This window comes from Brevibacillus sp. IT-7CA2, from assembly GCF_949767855.1.
In the GTDB taxonomy this organism is placed as follows: domain Bacteria; phylum Bacillota; class Bacilli; order Brevibacillales; family Brevibacillaceae; genus Brevibacillus.
Genome location: NZ_CATKQT010000054.1, coordinates 144,695 through 170,065 on the forward strand (window position 1 = coordinate 144,695; position 25,371 = coordinate 170,065).

Sequence of the window (25,371 nt, forward strand, 5' to 3'; positions counted from 1 at the left end):
TGACGCATTAATCAAGCAAAATTAGGAGAGAAGCTTACTTTGATGGTTTCGGAAACTGATTTTTCACGAGCCTTTTCTTCTGGAACCACGCGTTCTACATCTGCTCCCAAAGCCAGCAGCTTTTCCGTAAAGTTCACGTAGCCACGGTCAATATGGTGCAGGGCAGAAACCTCAGTCTCTCCCTCAGATACGAGTCCAGCCAGTACAAGTGCTGCACCCGCACGCAAGTCAGTTGCTGCTACCTTGCTGCCTGTCAGCTTGGAACCGCCTTCGACGATGGCACTGCGGCCTTCGATCTTGATGTTCGCATTCATGCGGCGGAACTCTTCCACGTGCATGAAGCGGTTCTCAAATACCGTTTCGGTCACGATGCTCGTTCCTTCTGAAACAAGCAAAAGCGCCATCATTTGCGACTGCATATCCGTCGGGAAGCCAGGGTATGGCAACGTTTTGAGGTCAACTGCTTTCAGTGCGCCTGTGCGGCGTACACGAATACCGTTTTCTTGCTCCTCAATGTCCACGCCCATTTCACGAAGCTTCGCAGTCACCGATTTGAGATGATCACAAATCGCACCTTCCACAAAGACATCCCCGCCAGTAATCGCTGCAGCAACCATGAAAGTTCCTGCTTCAACGCGGTCAGGAATGACACAATGTGTGCAGCCCTTCATCTTTTCCACGCCTTCGATGCGGATCGAACCTGTACCCGCCCCGCGGATTTTTGCTCCCATTCTGTTCAGGAAGTTCGCCAAATCAACGATCTCCGGCTCTTCTGCCGCATTTTCGATCAATGTGGTTCCCTCTGCCAAAGCAGCGGCCATCATAATATTTTCTGTTGCACCGACGCTAGCAATATCCAGGTAGATTTTCGCACCCTTCAATCGTCCTTCTACCGTCGCTTCAATAAACCCTTGTCCGATTTCGATTTTGGCTCCCATAGCCTCAAACCCTTTTAGGTGCTGGTCGATCGGGCGCGTACCAATGGCACAACCACCCGGAAGAGCGACACGAGCTTGTCCTTTTCTGGCTAAAAGCGGCCCCATCACGAGGAAAGATGCGCGCATTTTGCGGACCAGTTCATAGGACGCTTCTACACTCGTAAGCTTGGAAGCATCGATCGTCAGCACTTCATGATCATATGTAAGGGAGATTCCCATCGATTTCAAGAGGTCGCATATCGTCCGGACATCGTCGAGGCCTGGTACATCTGAGATGACGCAAGTCCCTTCTTCTGCCAAGATAGATGCTGCAATAATAGGGAGTACGGCATTTTTGGCGCCAGATACTTTTACATTTCCAGCCAATGCCTTACCACCACGGACAATAATTTTATCCAATGTGTACCCCTCCGCGTGCTAATATTCCACAGTGATGATTGGTGTACCTACCGTAATCCATGTTCCAGAATGGCTGTCACGATGCGTAGCCACCTGTAGATTCATCTTTTGACCGTTTAACGCAATGAATGATTCCCACATAGGGGTATACCCTGAAATGCTGACAACCGTATCATCTTGCAAACGTTCTAATTCTGTCGCCTGGAGAGTACCAAAAATCGACAATATTTTACCCTCCTGTTGGTCAACACCCATCTTAACATTGTACAATCCGCGAATACAAGTGCTAATTTGCGGAATAAAGTCGGCGCTTTGCAGGGCATTCGTGAAGGTTTCCTGTACTTGTCCAATATATAGTAGGTTATCACGGTTTCCAGATAACTGAAGTACTAGATATACAGAAAATGCTCCGTTTTTAGGAACTCCTGTCACCTCGTAGCTCAGTTCCACGCCGTTTTGTGTGTATGTAGTCCTATATGCGAGTATGTTGTGTTTGCGCGATTGTTCGCTTGGGGAAAACGGAATCTCAAGTTGTTGTGCCCATTTCGTCGCCAACTCTTTTACTTGTTCAGGACGCAGGCCTTCTCCCATTGCCGTACGCATACGTACCTGAACCGATACACCCGTTGCGCCCGTTTCTTCTAGTACTTTCATCATTTCTGTCACAACCGGCTTTTCTTCCTTTGCTTGTGCAGGCATCCAATACACGGCCCCCATCACGAGCAATAGAGCCAGCACGCACCAACCAGACCATTTCCCCATTGATATCCTCTCCCTATGCTTACATGTATCTCTTTGTACTTCTCATTTTGTACATGTAGCTGGGTGGATATACCAGCGAATCGTCGTCTTTGGGTATTTAGTTGAACAAATTCCCGAATGTCAGGGACCAGCCCAAGTAATCAAGGAAAAAACGAGACACTTCATATCCAATCACAATGGAAAGAAAAATTTGCAACAGCTTCGCCTGAGCACCATTTGGTTTTTTCAAAATCTTATCAAAGCGAAAGGATTGCAACGCCCACCAAGCGAGCCCAATAAACGCAATCGATAAAATGATACTCAACAAGCCATATACTTCTTGTGGCATGTTCGTTACCTCCTCATTACCCTTCCAAGAATCATAGAAAAAGGGACGGCCCGATTACGAGCCATCCCTTCTATTGTACCTGAAGTGCTATTCAGTTACGAGTATCACTGAGAGCTGGGAGAGAGCATGTTCCCAAAATCAAAGGACGGATTGAAATGAATCTGGATATAGTCGGTGACCAGACCCGGGAAAGCACCGAAGAAGACAGTAGCAATTGCCATGATGAGAATAAACATCCAAATGCCTTTTGGCACAACCATAGGTGCTTCGGTTGTCCCAGGACGCATGTACATCTGACGAATAATCCCAAAGTAGTAGTAGTAGGAAATGACGCTGGTGATGATCATAATCGCCGCCAGCCAGTAATTTTCCACCACTAATGTACCCATGAACAGATAGAACTTCCCGAAGAAACCAACCGTAATCGGGATACCTGCCAAGGACAAGAGGAAGATACTCATCGCAATCGCCATCACTGGTGAGCGATGATACAATCCGGCGAATCCTTTCAAATCCTCTGTCTCTTGCTCACGAGATACAACCATAATCACAGCGAAAGCACCAAAGCTGACGATCAAGTAACCGAACAGATAAAAGATCACTTCGCTGAAAAAGAGAGAGGTCGGCGGTACAAACGGCACGAGCAAATAGCCCGCTTGCGCAATACCTGAGTAAGCCATCATACGCTTGACGTTTGTCTGCCTGAGCGCCATCGTGTTCCCGATAATCATCGAGGCGGCTGCCATCAATCCCAGATAGAGGCTTCCCTCTTCGAAAAAGAATCGTCCTGATCCCGTTCCATCGGAAACGTTGAAAAACGAGATCATCATTACTCGAAAGATCAGCGCGAACCCTGCTGCTTTTGACACAACTGCCAGAAAAGCAGTGACTGGGGTAGGAGCACCCTGATAGACATCTGGCGCCCACATGTGGTTAGGCGCTGCAGATATTTTGAATGCAAGACCTACTGCAAGAAACGCAAACGCCGTATAGACGAGGAACTGATAGCCCGCCATTCCCGCTTCTGCCAATCGGAAAGAGATTTCATAAATATGTGTGGTTCCCGTGAGTCCGTATACGTACGACATCCCAAACAGGAGCACTGCCGTGGCAATACTTCCCGAAACGACGTATTTGAACGCCGACTCGTTGGAAAGCTGCGATTTTTTTCGCAATCCGACCAATACATAGGACGAGAGAGACAATAGCTCCAGTCCCACAAACAAGGTAATCAAATCAGCCGACGAAGCCATGACCATAGCCCCGAGAAGCCCGGTCAGCAGCAAATAGTAATACTCGCCTCTGTGCTGGATTTCCCCTGATTTCAGATAGGACAGCGAGATGAGAATGGCAAAAGCTGTCCCTGCCAGGAAAATCAGCTTGAACGCATTGCCGTAATCATCTATTCGGATCATGTCGATCATGTAGCTGTATGGCTTATCGAGAGCATTCATATTGATGATCACAAAGATCGCCGCTATGACCGTTGCCAGGAAGGATAGCCAACCGATGACCTGCTTGCCAAGGCGCTTGCCCGCAAAAAGATCCAGCAGTGATAAAAAGGTAGCAAAGCCAAGAATGATAAACTCGGGCAGAAGGTAGCTCCAGTCATATGAGAAAATATCTTTAACTTCCATGGATTACCCTCCTATTCCCGTTACGATAGGTACGATCGTTTTCAGCGCCTGCTGCATCGGATTCCCCAGAACTGCCGGATAAACCCCGATGAGAATAATACATCCCAATAGGACTACCATCGGAATGACTTCCATCGGCTGTGCATCAGCAAGTCCTGTACATCTACCTGGAGTAGGGCCAAAAGTCGTCTTCAAGATCGCTCTGAGTAAATAAACCGCGGTGAGGACAATCCCGATCGCTCCCACTGCTGCCATTACTGGCAAACGACCAAACAGACCGAGGAAGGCAAAGAACTCACTAATGAATCCGGACATGCCCGGAAGTCCGAGTGAAGCCATCCCGCCTGCCAACAACACGCCGCTAACAAACGGCATGGACTTGGCTAAACCGCCCAAATCGCCCGTCATCGATGTCTGTGTCCGATCCCAAATGACACCGATCAAGAAGAAGAGCAGTGCTGAGATAAAGCCGTGGGATACCACTTGGAACATCGCTCCCTGAAACCCGATCGTGTTCATCGAAGCGAAACCAAGCAAGACGATACCCATATGGCTGATACTGGAGTAAGCCAGCACCATTTTTAAATCCTTTTGTACGAAAGCCAGTACAGCTCCATACAAAATGTTGATAATCCCCAAAACTGCCATCCACGTAGAGAAATCATAGGCTTGCTCTGGGAAGAAGCCGATTCCCATCCGCAAAAGACCGTACGCCCCCATCTTCAGCAAAATTCCGGAGTGAATCATGACGATAGAAGGTGGAGCCTGTACGTGTACGCGTAGCATCCACGTGTGGAACGGAAATACTGGCAGTTTGATCGCAAAAGCGATAAATAGCGCTAGGAAGATGCCAAAACGCATTTCCGGCGTAAGGATTTCGGTTATCGGATGCCCTGGTGTCGTCAGAATCGCCGTGATTTCATCCATATTGAGCGTCCGCATGATGACAAAGATAACGATGAAAGCCAGCAGCATGATCCCTGAACCGATTCCGTTATACAAAAGGAATTTGTTCGCCGCTTGTTCGCGCTCCCCATATCCCCAAATCCCGACAAGGAAGTACATCGGTACGAGTGTCAGCTCGAAGAAAATGAAGAACAGAAACAGATTGTCTGCAGCAAAAACTCCCAGCATGCCGATCAACAGCAGGTGAAACAGGATAAAATACTCCTTCTGCCTCTTCTTGATCTGCCACGAAGCAATTGCTGCGAGGGTACCGATAATCGCCGTCAGCAAAATCAATGGCATCGAAACACCATCTACACCGAGTTCATAGTTGATCTCAAAAGCAAAGACGGTGCCTGCCTGAGCCATTCCAATCGGAATCGAAATCCAATTGTGCTTTTCTACGAACTGCAGATTGGCTGTCTCGTAATCAAACATACCGAACATCCAACCTGCCAAGATAAGTGCCGGCAACGTTCCAAAAATCCCGACCTGCTTGATCACACCTGCATGTCGACTGGGGATAAAAGCCATGACAAGAATCGCCAGCAGCGGAGAGAACACCAGTGATGACAAAAGGATATTACCCAAAGAGTCCACCTCCCTTGGCCGTCAAACTGATGGCGATGATCAAGAGTAACAGACCGAATATGAGCATTGCCCCATAGGACTGAATCTGCCCACTTTGTACTCTTGCGTGCAAAGATCCGATTCCTTGGGTGATTTTTGCTGTCAATCCAACCAAACCATCCACAATATACTTATCAAATACATCCAGGACAAATCCAAGCCAGCCTAATGGACGAACAATGACATTGTGATACAGCTCATCGATGTAGTACTTCTTGTATGAAAGCTGATAGAGCCACGGCATTGCTTTTGGAATCGTGTCCGAAGAGATTGATTTCTTGCCGTACATCAGGTAAGCCAGCACGACTCCAAGAATCGAGATCAACAGAGCCACAATCTGCAACCAAGCTGCCGCGTGCTCACTGCCTTCTCCAAAAATGCTCGTGATTGCCGTCCCTGTGTTCGTTGACAATAACCAATCAGAGAGTAATGGCGCGTACGGTGTATTCACAAAACCTGCGACAGCCGCAAGCAATGCCAAGACCAAGAGCGGACCTGTCATGACTCCTGGAGATTCGTGCGCTTCGTGCTTGCCACGTGCCCTCCCTGCGAATGTCAGGAAGAACAGACGGAACATATAGAATGCGGTAAAGAATGCTGCTAGTAGCGCGATGAACAGCAAATCGTAGCGATGCGCTCCATAAACAGCCCCCAGAATCGCTTCTTTCGACCAGAAACCAGCGAACGGAAAGATCCCCGCAATCGCCAAGCAACCGATCAAGAAAGTCAAAGCGGTGATCGGCATCTTTTTCCATAAGCCACCCATTTCGAATACATCCTGCGTATGTACGGCATGGATGACACTACCTGCTCCAAGGAAGAGCAATGCTTTGAAAAACGCGTGCGTCATCAAATGGAAGGAACCCGCTACATAACCAGCAGCACCAGCTACCCCCAACGCCAGCATCATATACCCAAGCTGGCTGACTGTGGAATAAGCCAAGACACGTTTGATATCCCGTTGGGTCAGACCGATCGAGGCTGCAAATATGGCGGTGAATCCTCCTACATACGCCACAACTGTCAAAGCCGTATCGGATGCGATAAACAGCGGATAGGTAGCAGCGACCAAATAAACACCAGCCGCAACCATCGTTGCCGCGTGAATTAATGCAGACACAGGTGTTGGACCTTCCATGGCTTCAGGTAACCACGTATGAAGCGGAAATTGACCTGATTTTCCCATGGCCCCAACGAAAATGAGGATCGCCGCGAGTGTAATCATCCATGGTTCCAGTCGTCCGAGTGCGATACTTTCAAAAATCGCCCCATACTCGAAACTTCCGGTCCACCAGAACAACAGACATATCCCGATGAACAGACCAAGATCCCCGATGCGTGTAACGATAAAAGCCTTCTTGGCAGCCGCTTTTGCCTCTGTCTTGAAGTAGTAGTAGCCAACGAGCAGGAAGGAGCATGCCCCCACCAGCTCCCAGAAAATATATACTTGCAACAAATTTGGCGAGATGACTAATCCCAGCATGGAGAACGTGAACAACGCCAGGTATTGATAAAACACCGGAAAACGTTCATCCCCATGCATGTAGCCTTTAGAGTAGATTTGGACCAACAGACTGACCAATGTCACAATGACGAGCATCATGGCATTCAGCGGATTCACTTCGAATCCCATGTTGATCACGATATCGCCGATATGCAGCCAATCTATCACATAATTGTAATCGGTTCCCCCACTTTGGAATCTCTCCCAGAAGATGAGCACTGCGATTCCAAAAGAAACAGCCGTCAGGGTAATGCCCACTATGGCCGCTCCCTCTTTCAATTGGCGACCAAATGAGACGATCACGATGAAAGCAAGAAGCGGAAACAGAGGGATCAGCCAGGCATAGTGCATTAGAGTATCCATCTTTGTCCTCCTTTTCAGGTTTCCCTCTTATCGTTTCATTTGGTCCATTTCATCTACATTCACGGTCTCCTTGTTGCGGTACAGCGCAATCAGAATCGCTAACCCTACGGCAACCTCGGCAGCTGCAACCGTCATCGTGAACAAGGTAAAGATTTGTCCCGTCACAGATGGATACAGTCCGAATTTGGAAAAGGCGACCAGGTTAATATTAACAGCATTCAGCATCAGCTCGATTGATAACAAGACGACGACTGCATTTCGTTTCGTCAATGCGCCGTACAAGCCTACACAAAAGAGAATCAAAGCAACCATTAAGTAGGAGGAAATACTTACTGTCATTCGTTATCCCCCTCCTTTTTCGCCATGATGATCGCACCGACCAACGCGACCAACAACAGAACAGACAATAGCTCAAATGGTATGACAAATTTGGTGAATACTTCGATACCGATTTCTTTTGCATTATCTACAGGAGCCTCTGCAGGTGGCGGTGGCGCAGGCCACGGTGTATTTTGCACACCCCAGAATAATAATCCGAACAGAACGATTACGAAGAGCAGGATAAAACGGTTTTTCCATGTCCGGCCTGTTCCCTCATCGTTCGCATCGTGCTTGGTCAGCATGATTCCAAAGAGCATCAGAATGGAGATAGCCCCTGAATAAACCAGAATTTGTGCGACCCCGACGAAATCCGCTCCCAGCAAAACAAACAGACCTGCAATGCTGATAAACGTAACACCCAATGAGATGACCATGTGGACGACGCGCGTAAAGCTGATCATAAACACAGCGCCGCCGATCGTCAGGAGAGACAGGATAAAAAAGGCAACGAATTCGCCTGTCATACTAATTCTCCTCCCTGACGTTCGTATTGTTGTCGTCGAGCCACTTCAAGTTCTTGTACAATTCGTCCCGGCTATAGGCAGCCAGTTCGAAGTTGTTTGTCATCACAATCGCTTCAGTGGGACAAACCTCTGTACACAAATCGCATAAAATGCACAGCTCAAAATTGATATCGTACGTATCGATAATCTTTCCCTTTTTCTCCGGATCAGGATGGGGCTTCCCTGTCAGTTGAATACACTCTGTCGGACAAATGCGTGCGCATTGGTTACAGACGATGCATTTTTCAGGAGAAAAGTGCTGAATACCGCGAAAACGAGGCGGCATTGGAAAGGGCACATCCGGATAGAAGTGGGTTACTTTTTTCTCCGTGAGCTTTTTAAATGTATACCCCAGGCCTTTGGCCAGTCCTAGCATGTGTGTCACCCCTCAGGATTTGAGAACTTGGCTGCACCACGTTTTTGACGAAAGCTAGCTTTCGGCGAAGCAAGCCTATGGCGAAGCCTGCGCTATGAAAACAGTGGGACGTAGTCGTTTTCGATCAAGTCGCTACTAGAACATGCCATTTTGGTAAGACACCACTACGGCTGTGAGCAGGATGTTGAACAATGCCACGGGCAACAGCACTTTCCAGGCAAACGACATCAGTTGATCGACACGTAAGCGCGGCATCGTGGCGCGAATCCAAAACTGGAGGAAGACGTAAACTGAAAATTTAAGGATAAACCAAACGATTCCCGGAATGAAGTCCAGTGATGGATGAATCGGCAACCATCCACCAAAAAAGAGAATCGTGATCAAGGCACCCATCCCGAACATATACACATACTCCGCCAGCATGAACATCGCAAAACGGAAACCGGAGTACTCGACGTGGTAACCACCAACGAGCTCCGACTCTGCTTCTGGCAAGTCAAACGGCGTACGATTCAGCTCTGCCTGGGCAGCAATGATAAATACAACAAATCCGATAAACTGCGGAACAATATTCCAGACATCCTGCTGCGCGTTGACAATATCTTTGAGATTCATGCTGCCCGTCAATAGAACGATACCTACCACGGACATGACCAGAGGTACTTCATAGCTGATCATCTGCGCAGCGGAGCGGAGACCCCCGATCAGCGAGTACTTGTTATTCGAGGCCCAGCCAGCCGTGATCACGCCTAATACGGTGATCCCAGACAAGGCGATATAGTACAACAGCCCTATTCCCAGATCAGCGAACCGAATCGTGTCCGTAAAAGGCATGACCGCCAATACGGCAAAAGCAGGGGCATAGGCCAATATTGGTGCTAAAGTGAACAACGCTTTGTCAGCGTGCTGCGGACGAATATCTTCCTTTAATAGCAGCTTGGCAACATCCGCAACCGTCTGGAGAAGTCCCAATGGTCCTACTCGATTCGGTCCGATGCGCAGCTGCATCCACCCTATCACTTTACGCTCAAAGTAAATGGCGTACGTAACGAATCCCAACACGACTGCAAGCAGTAAAACTGCCGCTACGATAAACCAAAGCGTGGTCCCCCATGAGGGTGCTTGCTGCAAGAGAGTATTCATCAACAGTCAACCTCCCCGAGCACGATGTCGATACTGCCCAGGATGGCAACCATGTTCGAGAGGTTTTCCCCCTCTAACAGCTTAGGCAGAATTTGCAGATTGGTAAACGAAGGCCGTCTAAACTTCAATCTCCACGGTTTATCCTTACCTTGACTGGCAATGTAACAACCAATTTCTCCCCGCGGTGACTCGATGCGCACATATGTCTCCCCAGCAGGCGGGCGAATCACACGTGGTACTTTGCCCATGACTTCGCCTTCACTCGGAAATTGCTCCAATGCCTGCTCAAGAATTCGCAGGGATTGTTCAATTTCAGCCATGCGCAGATGATAGCGCGCCATGCAATCTCCCTCAGTCGCTGTCGGTACATCAAATTCAAAACGATCGTAAATGCAATACGGTTCGTCTTTGCGCAGGTCCCACTTGACACCTGTCGAACGGAGCATGACACCAGATAGCGAGTAATCCAATGCCGTCTTTGTATCGAACTTTCCAATCCCTCTGAGACGGCTGATAAAAATCTCATTCCCTGTCACCAGCTGGTGGTAGTTATTCAATTCTTTCTTCATGTACTGGACAAATTCTTTGGCTTTGTCGACCCAGCCTGGAGGTGCATCCCATTTCACTCCGCCTACGCGCATGTAGTTAAAGGTCATCCGTGCTCCGCATAGCTCATTAAACAAATCCAGGATCGTCTCCCGATCACGGAATGCATACAGGAAGGGCCCCATTGCACCAATGTCCAATAGAAACGTTCCCCACCAAACCAAATGGCTCGCCACCCGGTTTAGTTCCATCGCGATCAATCGCAAAAACTGAGCGCGCTCTGGAATCTCCAACCCCATCATCGTTTCTACTGCGTGGCAGAGAACGTAGTTGTTGGTCATGGCGGACACGTAGTCCATACGGTCTGTATAAGGAATAATTTGTGTATAGGTCAAGTTTTCAGCCAGCTTCTCTGTACCTCGATGCAGATAACCCATCACCGGAATCGCTTCTTTAATGGTTTCCCCATCGATTTTTACTACCAAGCGAAATACTCCGTGTGTACTCGGATGCTGTGGACCTACGTTTAATAACATCTCTTCCGTACGAAGTCCTGTTTCAGAAGAGGTATCAACATGAGTCGTGAGGATGTTATGGTTCATCTGCTAAACCTCCTCGTCGTATTGCACATAATCTTTGCGCAGCGGATATCCTATCCAATCATCCGGCAACAGGATTCGACGTAAATCCTTATGTCCCGGGAAATGAATACCCAAAAGGTCAAAAGTTTCTCTTTCATTCCAATTCGCGCCATGCCAGAGGTCCATTACAGAAGCAACATTTGACTCTTCTCTGCTCGTTTTGACCTTTACTGCCAGGCTTTGGCGATTTTTGTAGGAATAAAAGTGGTAGTATACCTCCAGGCGATCCTCGTAATCGACACCGTGAAGATCGGACAGATACTCAAAGCTTAATTGCTCATCATCTCTTAAAAATTGGGCCACTTGATGCCAACGCTCGTTTTGAATGGTGAGAGTCGGAACTTCCTTTCCCAGCTCGTTAATGCACGAAGCCTCGATGACTTCCTGTCCAAATGCTTCGGAAATTCGTGACACGTATTTATCAAGATAGGGCTGGTTTTTGGAAGGTGCTTTCGGCGCTTCCTCTGCCGGGGTCTCATCCCCAGTCGCTTGCGCTGCTTTTGCCTTTGCTGCTGCGGCGGCTTTGGCTTTTGCGGCAGCTGCAGCCTTTGCCTTGGCGTCGTCATCACCGGATTCATCGCCGCCTGCTTCACGTGCAGCTTTTGCCTTAGCAGCGGCCGCTGCGGCAGCCTTGGCTTTTGCGGCAGCTGCGGCCTTCGCCTTGGCATCCGCATCTGAATCAGCTGTATCGGCTCCATTTTCCGCGGCTTCTTTTACTTCCTTCGCTGCTTTTGCCTTGGCTAATACTTCTGCGGCAGCCGCTTTCTTGGCTGCGGCTTTTTCCTCAGGCGTCATTTCGGACACAGGCTTTGCTGGTGGTGGAGAAGCTTCTGCTTGTTCCTTCGCTGCTTTTGCCTTGGCAATTGCTTCTGCCGCTGCTGCTTTCTTGGCTGCGGCTTTTTCTTCCGGCGTCATTTCAGAAACGGACTTTGCTGGTGTAGCAACTGCTTCTGATTGTTGCTCGGCAACTGGAGTTTCTGCTTCCGCAGCTTCTTTTGCTTCCTTCGCCGCTTTTGCCTTGGCAATCGCTTCCGCGGCGGCAGCTTTCTTGGCTGCAGCTTTTTCCTCAGGTGTCATTTCGGACACAGGTTTTGCTTCCGGAGCAGAGACTTCCTCTTGTGGCTCTTGAGATGCCTTCTCTGGGCTCGTCTCTTGGGAAGCCTGCGCTTCCTGTTCTCTTAATTTTCGCAATGCTTCGGCCTTGGCACGGGCTTCAGCTGCTGCCGCTGCCTTTTCCTCTGGCGTCGGCTTGCGTTTCTCGTCGCTCATAGATTGGTCACCTGCTTCCCAGTCTTCGCTTCGTAACGGATTTTTTCTTGGAGCTTATTGATTCCGTAGATCAAAGCGGCAGGGTTAGGCGGACAACCTGGAATATATACGTCGACAGGCACAATCTGGTCTACACCTTTTACCACGCTGTACGAGCGCACGTACGGACCTCCCGCTGTCGCACAGGAGCCCATGGCAATCACCCACTTCGGTTCAGGCATTTGATCATACAGCCTGCGCAGCAGTGGCGCCATCTTTTTCGTGACGGTTCCGGCCACGATCATGACATCAGATTGTCTTGGGGATGCTCGAAAAATAACGCCAAACCGGTCGAGGTCATAACGCGCCCCACCCGTTCCCATCATCTCGATCGCGCAACAAGCCAAGCCAAAGGTTAATGGCCACAACGAATTGCTACGAACCCATCCCTTCACTGTTTCCAATGTCGTGAACATGACGTTGCGATTCAATTCCTCTTGCAATTCAGGCGCAATGCTTGTCAGGTCTAGTTCCATTCCAGCACCTTCTTTCTCCACGCGTAAATCAATCCTACGATAAGCAAGGATATAAAGATGACCATCTCGACTAAGGCAAAGAGCCCCAGTTCTTTGTAAGCGACGGCCCACGGATACAGAAAGAGTGTTTCTACATCAAAGATGACAAACATGAGGGCAAAGATGTAATACTTCACGTTGAAACGCACCCAACTGTCACCAACAGGAATGTTACCGCTTTCATAAGTAGTTTGCTTCTCCCGTGTCGGTTTCTTTGGACGAAGTAATGGACCAACGAAACTAACTGTAGCAACGGGCAACAGCACACCAAGAATCAAAAAGATCGCGACAATCACATAATTGTTGGTATAGATGTCACTCACCCACGTTCCCTCCGCTCTTGAGAAAGGTATGAATCGTCTTGCGCTGTCCTCCAGAAGAAGTTGAGACTCCCTCAAAAGGGTACTGCTCGCAGCATCAAAGGTGTAGGTATGATCGCTGTCGCTAATTGATACTGCTAGAAAAAAATACCTTTATCATTATAGCAAATTGCCAATAGGGTGTCTAACGAAAGCCTTCCTTTTGTGCCATATAAAGGGAAAAACTCAGAGATTTCTCCCTGAGTTTTTCCAGCATAGTATGATGACCAAACGAATATGCCCGTCTGGCTCTCATATTCTCTTAATTATTGAACGTTGTTTGAAAATTGCTGTCCGAGGAAATCCTCGTAAATGCGCTCCCATACAATCGTGAAGTTCATCTTCTCTTCTTCTGGGATCTCCAGCATATTTTCAATCGCATCTTCCATATATGGAGTCAGCTTGATCAGAACCTCTGCCAGCATCTGATCATTGGTGTTCAGCAATTGCTTCATTTCTGCTTTGGACATGCTGAACGTATTTTCTTCTTGCTCATGCAGCTTCATCACGAGGCGGCTAAACATCGGATGAACCAATGCTTCCAGTTTAACATGAGCCAATGCAAGAGATTCTGCTTCACTCAACTTGAACAACTCAGATGCATCTGGGAATGGATAAACCGGTACATCCCAAGCATCTCCATTATCGATAACCAGACCCCACTTCACGAAAAGCTCAATCGCTTCGTCAAGTGATGCCGGATAGGCATAATCGGAACGGCTCATGAACGCTTTGAATCTGTTCAAGAGGTTTACGTAGCCTTTGAAATCCTCTACAGACTTAAAGCCTTCTTGAACAGGCTCGGTGAATGTGCCTTTCAATGCATCGAACTCGTCCAAAGCTTTTCTCATTTCTTCTTTTGACTCATGCTTCGTTACTACATAGCACATTGCTTGGAAGAGAACATTCATTTCATGAGATAGCACGCTTGTCCAGCCATTAGCCGCAAAGCTGCTAGGAATCACTACGCCATCTTGATTGTGGCGGATATCGCGAACGGTTTGCATCAATTACACTCTCCTTTAATCCCAATAGCCAATGCCGCTTTTTCCCGCTGTTTTTCATGCTAACGTAGCTCGTCGGCAGGGCATTAGGTCTATTATACACAGAAACATTAGGCAATTACCAACTGGAAATATCATGCCCGATTTCCATGGCTCATCATTCATCGCCTTATAACCGAAAAATCCCCGCAGCCACATGGGCGCGGGGATATCAAGCTTACGCTTTACTTCGCTACGTCGAGACGTGCCATCGCACGTTGCAGCGCGCGTTCTGCACGCTTGACGTCGAGCTCGGCATATTTCTCAGCCAAACGCTTTTCAGCACGCTCTTTCGCTGCCTTTGCGCGTTCAACATCGATGTCTCCCGGCAATTCAGCCGTTTCAGCAAGGATGGTCACTTTATCGCCGCGAACTTCCATGAAGCCGCCGCTTACAGCCATCTTTACTTCTTTATCGCCTTCTGTCTTAATCCGAACTGGCGCTGTTTTCAGCGGGGTTACCAACGGCACGTGGTTCGGCATAATACCGATTTCCCCTTGCAAGCCGCGAGCAATCACCATTTCAGCCTGACCGCTGTAGACAACCCGTTCAGGAGTTACGACTTCAACTGTCATCTTACTCACTTACTCGTCTCCCCTTTCCAGGGTGTCTTACGCCATTTTCTTCGCTTTTTCTACCGCTTCTTCAATTGTACCTACGTACAGGAACGCGCCCTCTGGCAGGTGGTCATGCTTACCTTCGAGGATTTCCTTGAAGCTGCGAACGGTTTCTTTCAATGGCACGTATTGGCCTGGGTTACCAGTGAACTGCTCGGCAACGTGGAAGGACTGGGACAAGAAACGTTGAATGCGGCGTGCGCGTCCAACTACTTGCTTGTCGTCGTCGCTCAACTCGTCCATACCGAGAATCGCGATGATATCTTGCAGTTCTTTGTAACGTTGCAGGATTTTTTGAACGCTACGAGCCACATCATAGTGTTCTTGTCCTACTACATCAGGAGCCAGAGCACGGGAAGTGGATGCGAGTGGGTCTACCGCAGGGAAGATACCCAACTCAGCGATGGAACGCTCCAAGTTCGTTGTAGCGTCCAAGTGAGCAAACGTAGTAGCAGGAGCCGGGTCAGTGTAGTCATCCGCTGGTACGTAGATCGCTTGAATGGACGTTACGGAACCTTTTTTCGTGGAAGTAATACGCTCTTGCAGCTGACCCATTTCGGTAGCCAATGTTGGCTGGTAACCTACCGCAGATGGCATACGGCCCAAGAGAGCAGAAACTTCGGAACCCGCTTGAGTAAAGCGGAAGATGTTATCAACAAAGAGAAGAACGTCGCGGCCTTCTTCATCACGGAAGTATTCCGCCATAGTCAGACCAGTCAACGCTACACGAAGACGTGCACCAGGCGGTTCGTTCATCTGACCGAATACCATCGCGGTTTTCGGCAGTACGCCTGCGTCTTTCATCTCGTGGTACAGGTCGTTACCTTCACGGGTACGCTCACCTACACCAGCGAATACGGAAATACCACCGTGCTCTTGCGCGATGTTGTTGATCAGCTCTTGAATAGTAACGGTTTTACCTACACCGGCACCACCAAACAGACCGATCTTACCACCCTTGATGTACGGAGCCAAGAGGTCAATAACTTTGATACCTGTTTCCAGGATCTCAACAGTCGTTGCTTGGTCTACGAACTCAGGAGCTTTACGGTGAATTGGGTCACGACGATCTACTTGACCAAGTTCTTGCAGGTCGATCGGCTCACCCAATACGTTAAATACGCGTCCGAGGGTAATTGCGCCCACTGGAACGGAGATAGCTGCACCTGTATCAACTGCTTCCATGCCACGAACCAAACCGTCAGTGGAAGACATCGCAACGGTACGAACCAAGTTATCGCCCAAATGAGTAGCAACCTCAACTGTCAGGTTGATGTCGCGCTCACCAGCGCTTTGTGCTTTATGTTGAATCTTGATCGCATTGTAAATGGCAGGCAGGTGTCCGCGGTCGAACTCGACGTCAACAACCGGACCCATTACCTGAACCACACGTCCATTCGCCATCTTACTTCTTCCCTCCTGTAAAGCTAAATTGGGAGCTATTCGCTGCCACTAAGCCTGTGCGTTTGCACCTGCAACGATCTCGGAAATCTCTTGTGTAATGGCTGCCTGACGAGCACGGTTGTAGCTCAACGTTAAACGGTTGATCATATCCGTAGCATTGTCTGTCGCGTTGCCCATTGCCGTCATACGGGAACCTTCTTCGGAAGCTTTTGCTTCGAGGAGTGCACTGTAAACCAGTGTTTCCGCATATTTGGGCAACAGATCCGCCAATACTTCTTCCGAGGACGGCTCATACTCGTAATTCAATTCGCGCGCATTGTTGCTCTCGGGAGCTTCCAATGGCAGCAATTGTTTTACGGTAGGTATTTGCGAAATTGCACTTTGGAACTTGTTGTAGCACAGGTACAGTTCGTCAATCTGCTCATTCTCGAACATTTGGACTGCTGCACCGGCAATTTTCTTGATATCAGCAAAGGCTGGGCTGGCTGGCAGACCTGTAACTTCCTCCAAAAGCGGGTAGTTCCGTTTGCTGAAGAAGTCACGACCTTTGCGGCCAATCACAAAAATACCGTACTCATCCTTGGACTTGTGCTTCTCGTTTATGGTAGTTACCACTTTACGGAGAATGTTGGCATTGTAACCCCCAGCAAGTCCACGGTCGGAAGTGATGACAATATAACCAGTCTTTTTCACCGGACGATTTTGCAACATTGGATGTTTGGAACCAGAGTTCCCACTCGCGATGCTAGCGATCACATCTTGGATCTTGTCAGCATACGGGCGTGCCGCCTCAGCTTTATCCTGGTTACGGCGAAGCTTTGCAGCCGCCACCATTTTCATCGCTTTCGTGATTTGGCGCATATCTTTTTTACTTTTGATACTGCGTCGAATCTCACGTATTCCTTTAGCCACTCGTTTTCACCACCTTGAGGACGCATGCACGGGCAAATGGCCCGGCATGCATCTGATGTCTATCAGGTTAACGATTAGCGAGTTACCGAAAAGCCTTTTTTGAACTCTTCGATCGCTGCGTTGAATTCTTTTTCATCTGGAAGGTCTTTCGTTGTGCGGATGTGCTCCAACAGTTGCGGTTTGTTGGAATCCAAGAAAGACAACATCTCTTTCTCAAAGCGACGCACGTCTGCTACTGGAATGTCATCCAGGTAACCTCTTGTTGCGCTATAGATAGAAGCAACTTGCTTCTCAACAGACATTGGATCGAACTGACCTTGTTTCATGATTTCCATCAAACGCTCACCACGGGTCAGACGAGCTTGGGTCGCTTTGTCCAGATCGGAACCGAACTGAGCAAACGCAGCCAACTCACGGTATTGAGCCAACTCGAGCTTGAGTGGACCTGCTACCTTTTTCATCGCCTTGATTTGCGCGGAACCACCTACACGGGATACAGAAAGACCGGTGTTAACCGCTGGACGTTGACCTGCGTTGAACAAGTCTGTCTCCAGGAAGATCTGACCGTCCGTGATGGAGATCACGTTGGTTGGAATGTACGCGGAAATGTCACCCGCTTGGGTTTCGATGAATGGCAGAGCCGTAATGGAACCAGCGCCCAGATCATCAGACAGTTTCGCAGCGCGCTCCAGCAAGCGGGAGTGCAAGTAGAATACGTCACCAGGATATGCTTCGCGACCTGGAGGACGGCGGAGCAAGAGGGACATTTCGCGGTATGCAGCAGCCTGTTTGGACAGGTCATCGTATACGCACAGAACGTGTCCGCCTTTGTACATGAAGTACTCAGCCATTGTTACACCAGTATAAGGAGACAGGTACAACATTGGAGCTGGGTCAGACGCAGTAGCAGAAACGATGATTGTGTATTCCAGAGCCCCTGCTTTACGCAGAGTTTCTACGATGTTAGCAACGGTGGATTGCTTTTGACCGATTGCAACGTAGATACAAATCATGTCTTTACCTTTTTGGTTGATGATCGTGTCGAGCGCCACTGCTGTTTTACCAGTTTGGCGGTCCCCAATGATCAACTCACGCTGTCCACGACCAACTGGGATCATCGCGTCAATCGCTTTGATACCTGTTTGGAGTGGCTCGTGTACGGATTTACGTGCCATAACGCCAGGAGCTGGGCTCTCGATTGGACGGAAACCGTTGTTTGCGATAGGGCCTTGACCATCGATTGGTTGACCCAGTGGGTTTACAACGCGGCCGAGCAGCGCTTCCCCTACTGGAACTTCCATAACGCGGCCGGTACGTTTTACAGTATCGCCTTCCTTAATGTCGCGGAAAGGTCCCATAATAACGACACCCACGTTATCTTCTTCCAAGTTGAGTACCATACCCATTACGCCATTTTGGAACTCGAGAAGCTCCCCTTGCATGGCCTTTTCCAAACCGTGAACACGAGCAATACCGTCACCTACCTGGATGACTGTGCCTACATCCACAACTTCGATTTCAGATTTAAAGTTAGCGATCCGCTCTTTAATGAGGGAGCTAATCTCTTCTGGTCTGATTGCACTCACTTAATTCACCCCATTCATCCAACTTCTTAAAAGCCATCGAACTTTACGCCTTCTGCGCAAAGGTTTCCAACTTCGTTTTCAGACTGCCATCGTACAGACGGTCGCCAATTTTGATAATAATGCCGCCGAGAATCGCTGGATCTACGACTGCTGTCATACGCAGCTTTTTGTTCAGCGTTTGGCCGAACTTCTCAGCCAGCTCATTTTGCTCTTCAGAAGAAAGCGGTTTTGCACTTGTCACAATCGCATCTGCGAATCCACGAGCTTCGTTCGCCAATTGTACAAAAGAACGGTAGATATCAACCAAATCAACTTCGCGTCCGTTCTCAATCAGGACGTTCAGAAAATTAAAGGTTTCTTCCCCTACATGGCTTTTGAACAATTCGTCAGCGAGCTGGCTTTTCGCATCTGCTGCGATGTGAGGGTGCAGCATGATCTTTTTCAGATCTTCATTGCCTTCAACCGCTTCCACGATCGCACCCAGGTCTGCTTCTACCTGATCAATCTTGCTACGCTCACTCGCTACTTCAAAGAGAGCGCGAGCATAACGTTTTCCTACTGCGCTACTCATAGGCGATCTCCCACTTGTGCGAGAAATTTGTCAACAGTAGACTTTTGAGCTGCTTCGTCCAGTTCTTTCTCAATGATCTTGGAAGCCAAGAGCACGGAAAGACCAGTCATTTGCTCACGCAGTTCGAGTTTTGCTTTTTCTACTTCACGAGCCAGTTCAGCACTTGCATCTGCTTTCATGCGCTCAGAAGCTGCTTGTGCTTCAGCAACGATTTTGCTTGCTTCATCAGACGCTTGCTTTGCAGCACGGTCGATGATCGCTTTAGATTCAGCGCGAGCTTCATCCAAAAGACGGCGTTGTTCAGCCAAAAGCTTTTCGGATTCCTTGTGGTTGCGTTCCGCAGTGGCGAGCTCGTTCTCAACATGAGCACGGCGCTTTTCCAACACGCTCGCAATCGGTCCTGTTGCATATTTGGAAACAACGATCAACAGCAAAATGAAAATAATCACCTGGAGTAGTAATGTGCCCCATTCCAGGGATACGGCTCCAAACTCAACCATTTTTAGTTCACTCCTTCCTGACAAACGAAAGATTCTGCAATAAGTTCTTTACGTACTTACCAGAATTATTACTAGAAGACTTCCATGCCAAGCTTGTGGCCGAAGCCTGATTTTTCCCTACTAAAAGATAGGCGAAGGTGACCCTCCGCCTATTTAATACTGTTCAACTGTTCGCTTAACCCAGACGACCCATCAAGATGAAGCCTACAGCTACAGCGATAATTGGAATCGCCTCTACGAGACCCATACCGAGGAACATGATACCCATCAGGTTACCACGAGCTTCAGGTTGACGAGCAACACCTTCAATTGTTTTAGAGATTACGTTACTTGCACCAAAAGCACCACCAAGTGCTGCCAATCCGAAAATAAGACCCATAGCAATAGCTATACCCATAACTTCCATGTTAAAAATACCTCCCTAAATTGTTGTTAACAAAACTAGATTTTAGTGTTCATCATTCACAAGTTGTGAAATGTAAACCATAGAAAGAGTCAAGAAAATGAACGCCTGAATTGCACCTACGAAGACGGAGTAGCCGAGCCAGATAAACAATGGTGCCGCGGCCAAAACTCCCCCACTCAACAGGAAGGCAATCATGATCTCTTTTGCAAAGAGGTTACCGAACAAACGCAGAGGAAGCGTCAACGGTTTAATGATAAACTCCTCAAGAATGTGGATCGGGTTGAGGAATACGTGCTTAAACCAACCACCTGGACTTTTCTTGATACCGAGGTAGTGGGAGTAGAGCAACACTACCAACGCCAAACCAAATGTTACGCTTGGTGTAGCAGTTGGAGACTTCCACCAGATTACATGAGCTCCTTTATCAGCCAGCTCGTGCTCAACGGTTTCGCGCTTCTTCGCTTCGGCTTCTGGCGTAGGAGCAATCGTCAGCATCTTCATAACACTTTCGCTGATTTCACCTTTGTGCACTGTGGTGACGTTGGCGATAACACCTAGCTGGTTCCCAATGAAGATGTAGAGAAACAACGTAATACCAAGCGTCATCATCATCATGACTTTCTTGTGATCCATGTATCCTGCAGTAACATTTTTGACAAAGTCAAAAATCCACTCAACTGCATTTTGCTTAGCACCAGGTACTCCTGTTTCCAGCTTTCGTGTCATTACAAACAGGAAGATAAACACAAGCAGTGCGGTAAGAACCATCATGAGAATCGTAGCGATGTCAAATACCATGCCGCCTAACCCAAACCGTAACGTATAATGATGACCCATCTTTTCACCCCTTTCCATTGATAGATAGAGGTTGTCCGAAACTCTGTCTACACATTGCTATCGAACGCTCTCTGGTAAAATCACTTCATTTAAAAGGAAACGCTGGTAACAAATCTATTTTGAATTGCGGAATACGAGTAGATAGCTGATCCCTTGGATCAAAAACAACCCAAGTAGAACCCCTGACAATGTGAAAATATGAGGGAAAAGAAAGGTAGTATAGGCGGCTAGCCCGGCAATCATGAACCGAAGCATCGTGCCCGTTCCTTTTGGTCTGACATTAGGGTCATCTGCCATTTGCCCAACAACCCAGACCTTGCTTGCGAGAACGCTAGTATTAATGATTCCTGTCACTGTTCCAAGCAACAAGCTCTGCAAGAATACCCTGTGTTCAGGCAATACAACCATCAGTATCACAAACAATGCCATACACCATAAAGAATAGCGAAAAGTCTTTCGCATCGCTAAAGCAAACGCTTCCATCGTTCGTCACCCCCTAAAGATACGGGCGAATGAGTCGATAGACAGTGTATACACCAACCGCAATCCCTGTAATCAAGCCGATAAGCAAGAACCAAGGATCAGTCGCTAGTAGGCGATCCGCGTATCTGCCGATCATAAAACCGGCAACCACACAAATGGCAAAGTCAAGACCAAGTACGCTGACCAAACCAAGTGCTCGCCATGGATTGTCAAGTTTCGCCAGTTTATCCTTCTCCTTTCACATAAGGAGAGGGCACACAATTTCCAAATGCCCTCATCCATATTAACGAAGATTTATTCCCTTTGTCAACGCAAGCGTTTCTGTGTACACAAAGCGTTCACAATTTAAAAATTAAATTTTCTCGACAATTGTGGAGACGCCTTGTCCCCCACCAATGCAAAGAGTCGCTAACCCATATTTTGCCCCTTCACGCTTTTGCAATTCATGCACGAGCGTGACCAAAATTCTCGCGCCACTCGCACCGATTGGATGTCCCAAAGCGATGGCTCCGCCGTTGACATTCAGCTTCTCGCGATCAAAGCCCAGTGCTTTGCCAACAGACAGTGATTGGACGGCAAAAGCTTCGTTTGCTTCGATCAAATCGATGTCAGCAATCGACAGACCCGCTTTTTCCAGTACGCGCTTGGTCGCAGGAACAGGACCGTACCCCATGATGCTCGGATCAACACCTGCACTCGCATTGGCTACGATACGGGCAAGAGGCTTCACTCCCAGCTCTTCTGCCTTCTCGCGTGTCATAATCAGGAGAGCGGCGGCTCCATCGTTGATGCCGGATGCATTCCCAGCTGTCACGGTTCCATCCTTTTTAAATGCAGGCTTCAGCTTGCCTAGCGCTTCGGCTGTCACACCAGCACGAGGGAATTCGTCTACAGCAAAAAGCACCGGATCACCCTTTCGCTGCGGGATCGGAACCGGCACGATTTCTTCTTGAAAACGACCACTAGCGAGCGCTTGTTGAGCTTTTTCCTGGCTCCACGCAGAAAATTCATCCTGCTCTTCGCGTCCGATTTCATATTTGCTGCAAAGATTCTCCGCTGTAATGCCCATGTGGTAGTCGTTGAAAGCACACCACAGCCCGTCGCGAATCATAGAGTCTACTACCTTCTGATCTCCCATGCGATAGCCTGAGCGCGCACCTTCCATTAAGTATGGTGCCTGGCTCATATTTTCCATCCCGCCAGCCAAGACAACTTCTGCCTCACCTGCAAGGATTGACTGAACGGCCAAATGAACGGCTTTTAGACCTGAGCCACAAACCTTGTTGATAGTCAGGGAGGGGACTTCATGAGCAAGGCCCGCGTGAATAGAAGCCTGGCGCGCCGGGTTTTGACCCAAGCCTGCTGACAGTACATTCCCCATAATCACTTCATCGACCACATCCTTGGAAACACCTGCACGCTCTAGCGCTGCTTCCAGTACAATTCCGCCAAGCTTTGTCGCGCTGACACCTGCAAGCGTTCCTTGAAAGCTACCTATAGCAGTGCGCACAGCACTCGCAATGACGATTTCTCTTTGACTCATCTTCCACACACCCCTCGAATACACAGGATAGGCAACCTTCTTAAGATTCCATCTTTTCATGATAATTCCTGCCAGGAAATCGCTTTCTTTTCCTGTTCATGAAAAAACCGTCACTGCTCTTAGGAGAAGAGAGTGACGGTTTGAATGATTTATAGAAGTGCTTCTGCAATTTCATCGACGATATTGTTGATGGCAATCGGACCGTAGTAGGCGATCCACACGGTTGTGTTTACCTCGTACACCTTATTTTCCTTGGCTGCTTTTAGCCCTTTCCAAATAGAAGTGTTCTTGTATTCGTCCGTTAATGCTTGATTCGCTTTGTCCGTTACAACAAATAAGTGATCGGCATTTACCTCTGGCAACACTTCCAGAGAAATCATCGTAGCTGTATCTGATTTATCCATCGCTGGCTTGGGAGGAGTCAGTCCCAAATCGGAATACAAGATAGCAGCCGTACGGTGTTCAACTGTGTGCAGACGAATTGCATTGTCACGAGGACGAATAAGTGCGACAGACTCACCCTTGAGCTTGGTTGCGAGCTCTGCTTTCAATTTATTCGTTTTCTCTTGGTAGTCCTTTACGATCTGCTCAGCTTCTTGTTCTTTTTCGAGAATTTTTCCGAAGGTAATCAGCGTCTCTCGCCAGTCTTCGTTTCGGTCAAACATGATGGTTGGAGCGATTTTGTTCAAATTATCATAGATTTTATCTTGAAACTCCGTGCATATGATCAAGTCAGGCTCCATAGCAACTACCGCTTCTGAATTGGGCTCGTCTTTTGTTCCGAGTACGTGAACATCTTTTAGCTTGTCCATGAGATACTCTGGAAACTTCGAACCGTCCCCCGTTGTAATGACACTACCTGCAGGCAGCTCGCCCAAGGCAATCATTTGATCTGCGTATTGCGTATCCAGCACAGCGATTCTGACTGGTTTAAAATCAAGCGTCAGCTCGCCTTTCATGTGCTTGATTGTACGCGTCTCACTTTTCTTCACTTCTTGATTCGCGCTAGTTTGCGTGGTATTCGACTGTGTCGCTACCTGATTCGAAGCGCCTGTTGCTGCGCTCCCCGAATTGCTCGTATTCGTACCGCCGCCTGAGCAGGCTCCCAGCAGCAAGGTAAGGCTCAGCATCAGGTTCAACGCCAGCATCGCTTTTGTACTCTTATACATCGGTACGGCTCCTCCATCTCTTGGGTGCGAGTGATTTTCATTTTCAATGTGATCATTATATTTCCATAGCTTTTGACCAGCAATGGAATATCGCGACAAGAGTAATGGACTTTGGCGACGAATTTCCGATGTCAGCGGATTTACCTTATACGCAGACGGGGAGAAGCCTGTATATTTTTTAAAGATACGACTGAAATAATAGCTGTCTGTATACCCTACTGATTCCGCTACCTCTTTTAGTCCCAAATTCGTTTGACGTAGCAGTTCCTGCGCTTTTTGAATGCGCACCTGAATCAGATAGTCGATAGGGCCGACCGCTAGCTGGGCTTTAAAGGTGCGTTGCAGGGATCGGGAGCTGCAGTTTAAGAGCGTGGAAAGATCATCGAGGGTGAATGTCTCTCCGTAATGCTCCTCGATATACCTGACGGCCTGAGCAACCAAATTCGGTACCGTTACCCCGATTCCTTGCGACTGCATCTGTGCCATTAGCTCACATACGAATTGATATAGCAGGGCCTTGGCTCGCAGCTTGTCCAGGTTGCCATTCTGATTCCACGCTTGCTGCATGCGTGATATTGCGACAAATACATTTGCCTGATGCATGGGGGTAAAGCCGTATTGGATGTGAAAAGGTTGTGTTTTCTCCAGTAAACGTAGCAGCTCCTGCCGACAAGGCAACGGCAAATGAGCTTTGTACAAAATCAAATAGTATTCCAGCTCATCCTTTATTTCCTCGATATCCACGTATGTACCTTTGCCAGCATGGGCCATATAGCAATTCTTGATAGCATGCACATTCCCGTCAAGACGAATCAGGCCACTGCCTCTCACCGAAAATAGAAAGGCACTAGCTGGCAATTGATAGGATCGCAGCTGCTCTCCGGCTCGCATGACGATATGCCGTACATCATGTAATCGTACACTTGCCTGATTCCATAGAAAAATATGATCATCCACGTTCATTGTTCCACACTCAACTCCTTGATAGCCCTCCCATCGTTCTTCTTTTCATTCTATTTGAT

Annotated in this window: 27 protein-coding genes; all 27 read right to left on the reverse strand. The window is 48.3% G+C overall.

Going from position 1 to position 25,371, the window contains the following annotated elements; genetic code table 11:
* Positions 1 to 11 precede the first annotated feature (11 nt).
* The 27 genes from murA to ACM6JA_RS29630 all read right to left on the reverse strand — a co-directional run bounded on the left by murA (position 12) and on the right by ACM6JA_RS29630 (position 25,312).
* Positions 12 to 1,337 (reverse strand): UDP-N-acetylglucosamine 1-carboxyvinyltransferase, encoded by a 1,326-nt coding sequence (gene murA, locus ACM6JA_RS29500; protein WP_007722077.1) that lies wholly within the window; start codon positions 1,335 to 1,337, stop codon positions 12 to 14.
* An 18-nt stretch (positions 1,338 to 1,355) separates the two neighbouring features.
* On the reverse strand, positions 1,356 to 2,099 hold the full coding sequence (locus ACM6JA_RS29505; RefSeq protein WP_007722079.1) for a YwmB family TATA-box binding protein: 744 nt from the start codon (positions 2,097 to 2,099) through the stop codon (positions 1,356 to 1,358).
* Positions 2,100 to 2,196: 97 nt separating this feature from the next.
* On the reverse strand, positions 2,197 to 2,427 hold the full coding sequence (locus ACM6JA_RS29510) for a DUF1146 family protein (RefSeq protein ID WP_007722081.1): 231 nt from the start codon (positions 2,425 to 2,427) through the stop codon (positions 2,197 to 2,199).
* 104 nt (positions 2,428 to 2,531) lie between these two features.
* Positions 2,532 to 4,064, reverse strand: a complete 1,533-nt coding sequence (gene nuoN, locus ACM6JA_RS29515) for an NADH-quinone oxidoreductase subunit NuoN (protein ID WP_173619694.1) — start codon at positions 4,062 to 4,064, stop codon at positions 2,532 to 2,534.
* A gap of 3 nt (positions 4,065 to 4,067) precedes the next feature.
* Positions 4,068 to 5,600 (reverse strand): complex I subunit 4 family protein, encoded by a 1,533-nt coding sequence (locus ACM6JA_RS29520; protein WP_414855268.1) that lies wholly within the window; start codon positions 5,598 to 5,600, stop codon positions 4,068 to 4,070.
* Positions 5,593 to 7,506: an NADH-quinone oxidoreductase subunit L gene (gene nuoL, locus ACM6JA_RS29525; RefSeq protein WP_414855269.1), complete on the reverse strand. Its 1,914-nt coding sequence runs from the start codon at positions 7,504 to 7,506 to the stop codon at positions 5,593 to 5,595. The genes ACM6JA_RS29520 and nuoL overlap by 8 nt, the downstream gene beginning before the upstream one ends.
* Positions 7,507 to 7,533: 27 nt before the next feature.
* Positions 7,534 to 7,845: an NADH-quinone oxidoreductase subunit NuoK gene (gene nuoK / locus ACM6JA_RS29530; RefSeq protein WP_007722089.1), complete on the reverse strand. Its 312-nt coding sequence runs from the start codon at positions 7,843 to 7,845 to the stop codon at positions 7,534 to 7,536.
* Positions 7,842 to 8,351, reverse strand: coding sequence for an NADH-quinone oxidoreductase subunit J (locus tag ACM6JA_RS29535; protein WP_007722091.1), 510 nt, complete (start codon positions 8,349 to 8,351; stop codon positions 7,842 to 7,844). Before ACM6JA_RS29535 ends, nuoK begins: the two co-directional genes overlap by 4 nt.
* Position 8,352: 1 nt before the next feature.
* Entirely contained in the window at positions 8,353 to 8,766 is a 414-nt protein-coding gene (gene nuoI / locus ACM6JA_RS29540) for an NADH-quinone oxidoreductase subunit NuoI (RefSeq protein WP_007722093.1), read from the reverse strand.
* Between the two features lie 135 nt (positions 8,767 to 8,901).
* A complete protein-coding gene (nuoH, locus tag ACM6JA_RS29545; protein ID WP_414855270.1) occupies positions 8,902 to 9,912 on the reverse strand; it encodes an NADH-quinone oxidoreductase subunit NuoH in 1,011 nt (336 codons plus the stop codon).
* Entirely contained in the window at positions 9,909 to 11,057 is a 1,149-nt protein-coding gene (locus ACM6JA_RS29550) for an NADH-quinone oxidoreductase subunit D (protein ID WP_414855271.1), read from the reverse strand. Before ACM6JA_RS29550 ends, nuoH begins: the two co-directional genes overlap by 4 nt.
* Before the next feature lie 3 nt (positions 11,058 to 11,060).
* Positions 11,061 to 12,365 carry an NADH-quinone oxidoreductase subunit C gene (locus tag ACM6JA_RS29555; RefSeq protein ID WP_414855272.1) on the reverse strand — a complete coding sequence of 435 codons (1,305 nt, stop codon included), beginning with the start codon at positions 12,363 to 12,365 and terminating at the stop codon, positions 11,061 to 11,063.
* Positions 12,362 to 12,880 carry a NuoB/complex I 20 kDa subunit family protein gene (locus ACM6JA_RS29560; RefSeq protein ID WP_007725455.1) on the reverse strand — a complete coding sequence of 173 codons (519 nt, stop codon included), beginning with the start codon at positions 12,878 to 12,880 and terminating at the stop codon, positions 12,362 to 12,364. The genes ACM6JA_RS29555 and ACM6JA_RS29560 overlap by 4 nt, the downstream gene beginning before the upstream one ends.
* The gene (locus ACM6JA_RS29565; RefSeq protein ID WP_007725457.1) at positions 12,871 to 13,242 is read right to left on the reverse strand and encodes an NADH-quinone oxidoreductase subunit A; all 372 of its coding nucleotides are present in this window, start codon (positions 13,240 to 13,242) and stop codon (positions 12,871 to 12,873) included. The genes ACM6JA_RS29560 and ACM6JA_RS29565 overlap by 10 nt, the downstream gene beginning before the upstream one ends.
* Positions 13,243 to 13,544: 302 nt before the next feature.
* The gene (locus ACM6JA_RS29570) at positions 13,545 to 14,285 is read right to left on the reverse strand and encodes a DUF6042 family protein (RefSeq protein ID WP_414855273.1); all 741 of its coding nucleotides are present in this window, start codon (positions 14,283 to 14,285) and stop codon (positions 13,545 to 13,547) included.
* Positions 14,286 to 14,506: 221 nt separating this feature from the next.
* Positions 14,507 to 14,905: a F0F1 ATP synthase subunit epsilon gene (locus tag ACM6JA_RS29575; RefSeq protein WP_017252349.1), complete on the reverse strand. Its 399-nt coding sequence runs from the start codon at positions 14,903 to 14,905 to the stop codon at positions 14,507 to 14,509.
* Between the two features lie 27 nt (positions 14,906 to 14,932).
* Complete coding sequence (gene atpD, locus ACM6JA_RS29580; protein WP_007725462.1) at positions 14,933 to 16,342, reverse strand: F0F1 ATP synthase subunit beta; 1,410 nt, start codon at positions 16,340 to 16,342, stop codon at positions 14,933 to 14,935.
* A gap of 48 nt (positions 16,343 to 16,390) precedes the next feature.
* Positions 16,391 to 17,254: an ATP synthase F1 subunit gamma gene (atpG, locus tag ACM6JA_RS29585; protein WP_007725463.1), complete on the reverse strand. Its 864-nt coding sequence runs from the start codon at positions 17,252 to 17,254 to the stop codon at positions 16,391 to 16,393.
* A gap of 74 nt (positions 17,255 to 17,328) precedes the next feature.
* Complete coding sequence (gene atpA, locus ACM6JA_RS29590) at positions 17,329 to 18,840, reverse strand: F0F1 ATP synthase subunit alpha (protein WP_414855274.1); 1,512 nt, start codon at positions 18,838 to 18,840, stop codon at positions 17,329 to 17,331.
* A gap of 43 nt (positions 18,841 to 18,883) precedes the next feature.
* Entirely contained in the window at positions 18,884 to 19,411 is a 528-nt protein-coding gene (locus tag ACM6JA_RS29595) for a F0F1 ATP synthase subunit delta (RefSeq protein WP_414855275.1), read from the reverse strand.
* Entirely contained in the window at positions 19,408 to 19,911 is a 504-nt protein-coding gene (gene atpF, locus ACM6JA_RS29600; RefSeq protein ID WP_173619703.1) for a F0F1 ATP synthase subunit B, read from the reverse strand. Before atpF ends, ACM6JA_RS29595 begins: the two co-directional genes overlap by 4 nt.
* 175 nt (positions 19,912 to 20,086) lie before the next feature.
* A complete protein-coding gene (gene atpE / locus ACM6JA_RS29605; protein WP_007725472.1) occupies positions 20,087 to 20,317 on the reverse strand; it encodes a F0F1 ATP synthase subunit C in 231 nt (76 codons plus the stop codon).
* Positions 20,318 to 20,359: 42 nt separating this feature from the next.
* Entirely contained in the window at positions 20,360 to 21,154 is a 795-nt protein-coding gene (gene atpB, locus ACM6JA_RS29610) for a F0F1 ATP synthase subunit A (protein ID WP_007725474.1), read from the reverse strand.
* A 114-nt stretch (positions 21,155 to 21,268) separates the two neighbouring features.
* Positions 21,269 to 21,637 carry an ATP synthase subunit I gene (locus ACM6JA_RS29615; RefSeq protein ID WP_414855276.1) on the reverse strand — a complete coding sequence of 123 codons (369 nt, stop codon included), beginning with the start codon at positions 21,635 to 21,637 and terminating at the stop codon, positions 21,269 to 21,271.
* A 13-nt stretch (positions 21,638 to 21,650) separates the two neighbouring features.
* On the reverse strand, positions 21,651 to 21,824 hold the full coding sequence (locus tag ACM6JA_RS29620; protein WP_307724157.1) for an AtpZ/AtpI family protein: 174 nt from the start codon (positions 21,822 to 21,824) through the stop codon (positions 21,651 to 21,653).
* A gap of 165 nt (positions 21,825 to 21,989) precedes the next feature.
* On the reverse strand, positions 21,990 to 23,180 hold the full coding sequence (locus tag ACM6JA_RS29625) for an acetyl-CoA C-acetyltransferase (protein ID WP_414855277.1): 1,191 nt from the start codon (positions 23,178 to 23,180) through the stop codon (positions 21,990 to 21,992).
* A 149-nt stretch (positions 23,181 to 23,329) separates the two neighbouring features.
* Entirely contained in the window at positions 23,330 to 25,312 is a 1,983-nt protein-coding gene (locus ACM6JA_RS29630; protein ID WP_414855278.1) for an ABC transporter substrate-binding protein, read from the reverse strand.
* Positions 25,313 to 25,371 lie beyond the last annotated feature (59 nt).

Coding starts and splice junctions, on each gene's coding strand:
- ACM6JA_RS29550 (WP_414855271.1), bottom strand. CDS start 11,057: ATGAACCATAACATCCTCACGACTCATGTTGATACCTCTTCTGAAACA.
- ACM6JA_RS29555 (WP_414855272.1), bottom strand. CDS start 12,365: ATGAGCGACGAGAAACGCAAGCCGACGCCAGAGGAAAAGGCAGCGGCA.
- nuoI (WP_007722093.1), bottom strand. CDS start 8,766: ATGCTAGGACTGGCCAAAGGCCTGGGGTATACATTTAAAAAGCTCACG.
- ACM6JA_RS29570 (WP_414855273.1), bottom strand. CDS start 14,285: ATGCAAACCGTTCGCGATATCCGCCACAATCAAGATGGCGTAGTGATT.
- nuoN (WP_173619694.1), bottom strand. CDS start 4,064: ATGGAAGTTAAAGATATTTTCTCATATGACTGGAGCTACCTTCTGCCC.
- ACM6JA_RS29560 (WP_007725455.1), bottom strand. CDS start 12,880: ATGGAACTAGACCTGACAAGCATTGCGCCTGAATTGCAAGAGGAATTG.
- atpF (WP_173619703.1), bottom strand. CDS start 19,911: ATGGTTGAGTTTGGAGCCGTATCCCTGGAATGGGGCACATTACTACTC.
- atpB (WP_007725474.1), bottom strand. CDS start 21,154: ATGGGTCATCATTATACGTTACGGTTTGGGTTAGGCGGCATGGTATTT.
- ACM6JA_RS29535 (WP_007722091.1), bottom strand. CDS start 8,351: ATGACAGGCGAATTCGTTGCCTTTTTTATCCTGTCTCTCCTGACGATC.
- nuoL (WP_414855269.1), bottom strand. CDS start 7,506: ATGGATACTCTAATGCACTATGCCTGGCTGATCCCTCTGTTTCCGCTT.
- ACM6JA_RS29505 (WP_007722079.1), bottom strand. CDS start 2,099: ATGGGGAAATGGTCTGGTTGGTGCGTGCTGGCTCTATTGCTCGTGATG.
- ACM6JA_RS29595 (WP_414855275.1), bottom strand. CDS start 19,411: ATGAGTAGCGCAGTAGGAAAACGTTATGCTCGCGCTCTCTTTGAAGTA.
- atpD (WP_007725462.1), bottom strand. CDS start 16,342: ATGGCGAATGGACGTGTGGTTCAGGTAATGGGTCCGGTTGTTGACGTC.
- ACM6JA_RS29625 (WP_414855277.1), bottom strand. CDS start 23,180: ATGAGTCAAAGAGAAATCGTCATTGCGAGTGCTGTGCGCACTGCTATA.
- nuoK (WP_007722089.1), bottom strand. CDS start 7,845: ATGACAGTAAGTATTTCCTCCTACTTAATGGTTGCTTTGATTCTCTTT.
- ACM6JA_RS29630 (WP_414855278.1), bottom strand. CDS start 25,312: ATGAACGTGGATGATCATATTTTTCTATGGAATCAGGCAAGTGTACGA.
- ACM6JA_RS29510 (WP_007722081.1), bottom strand. CDS start 2,427: ATGCCACAAGAAGTATATGGCTTGTTGAGTATCATTTTATCGATTGCG.
- atpE (WP_007725472.1), bottom strand. CDS start 20,317: ATGGAAGTTATGGGTATAGCTATTGCTATGGGTCTTATTTTCGGATTG.
- ACM6JA_RS29615 (WP_414855276.1), bottom strand. CDS start 21,637: ATGGAAGCGTTTGCTTTAGCGATGCGAAAGACTTTTCGCTATTCTTTA.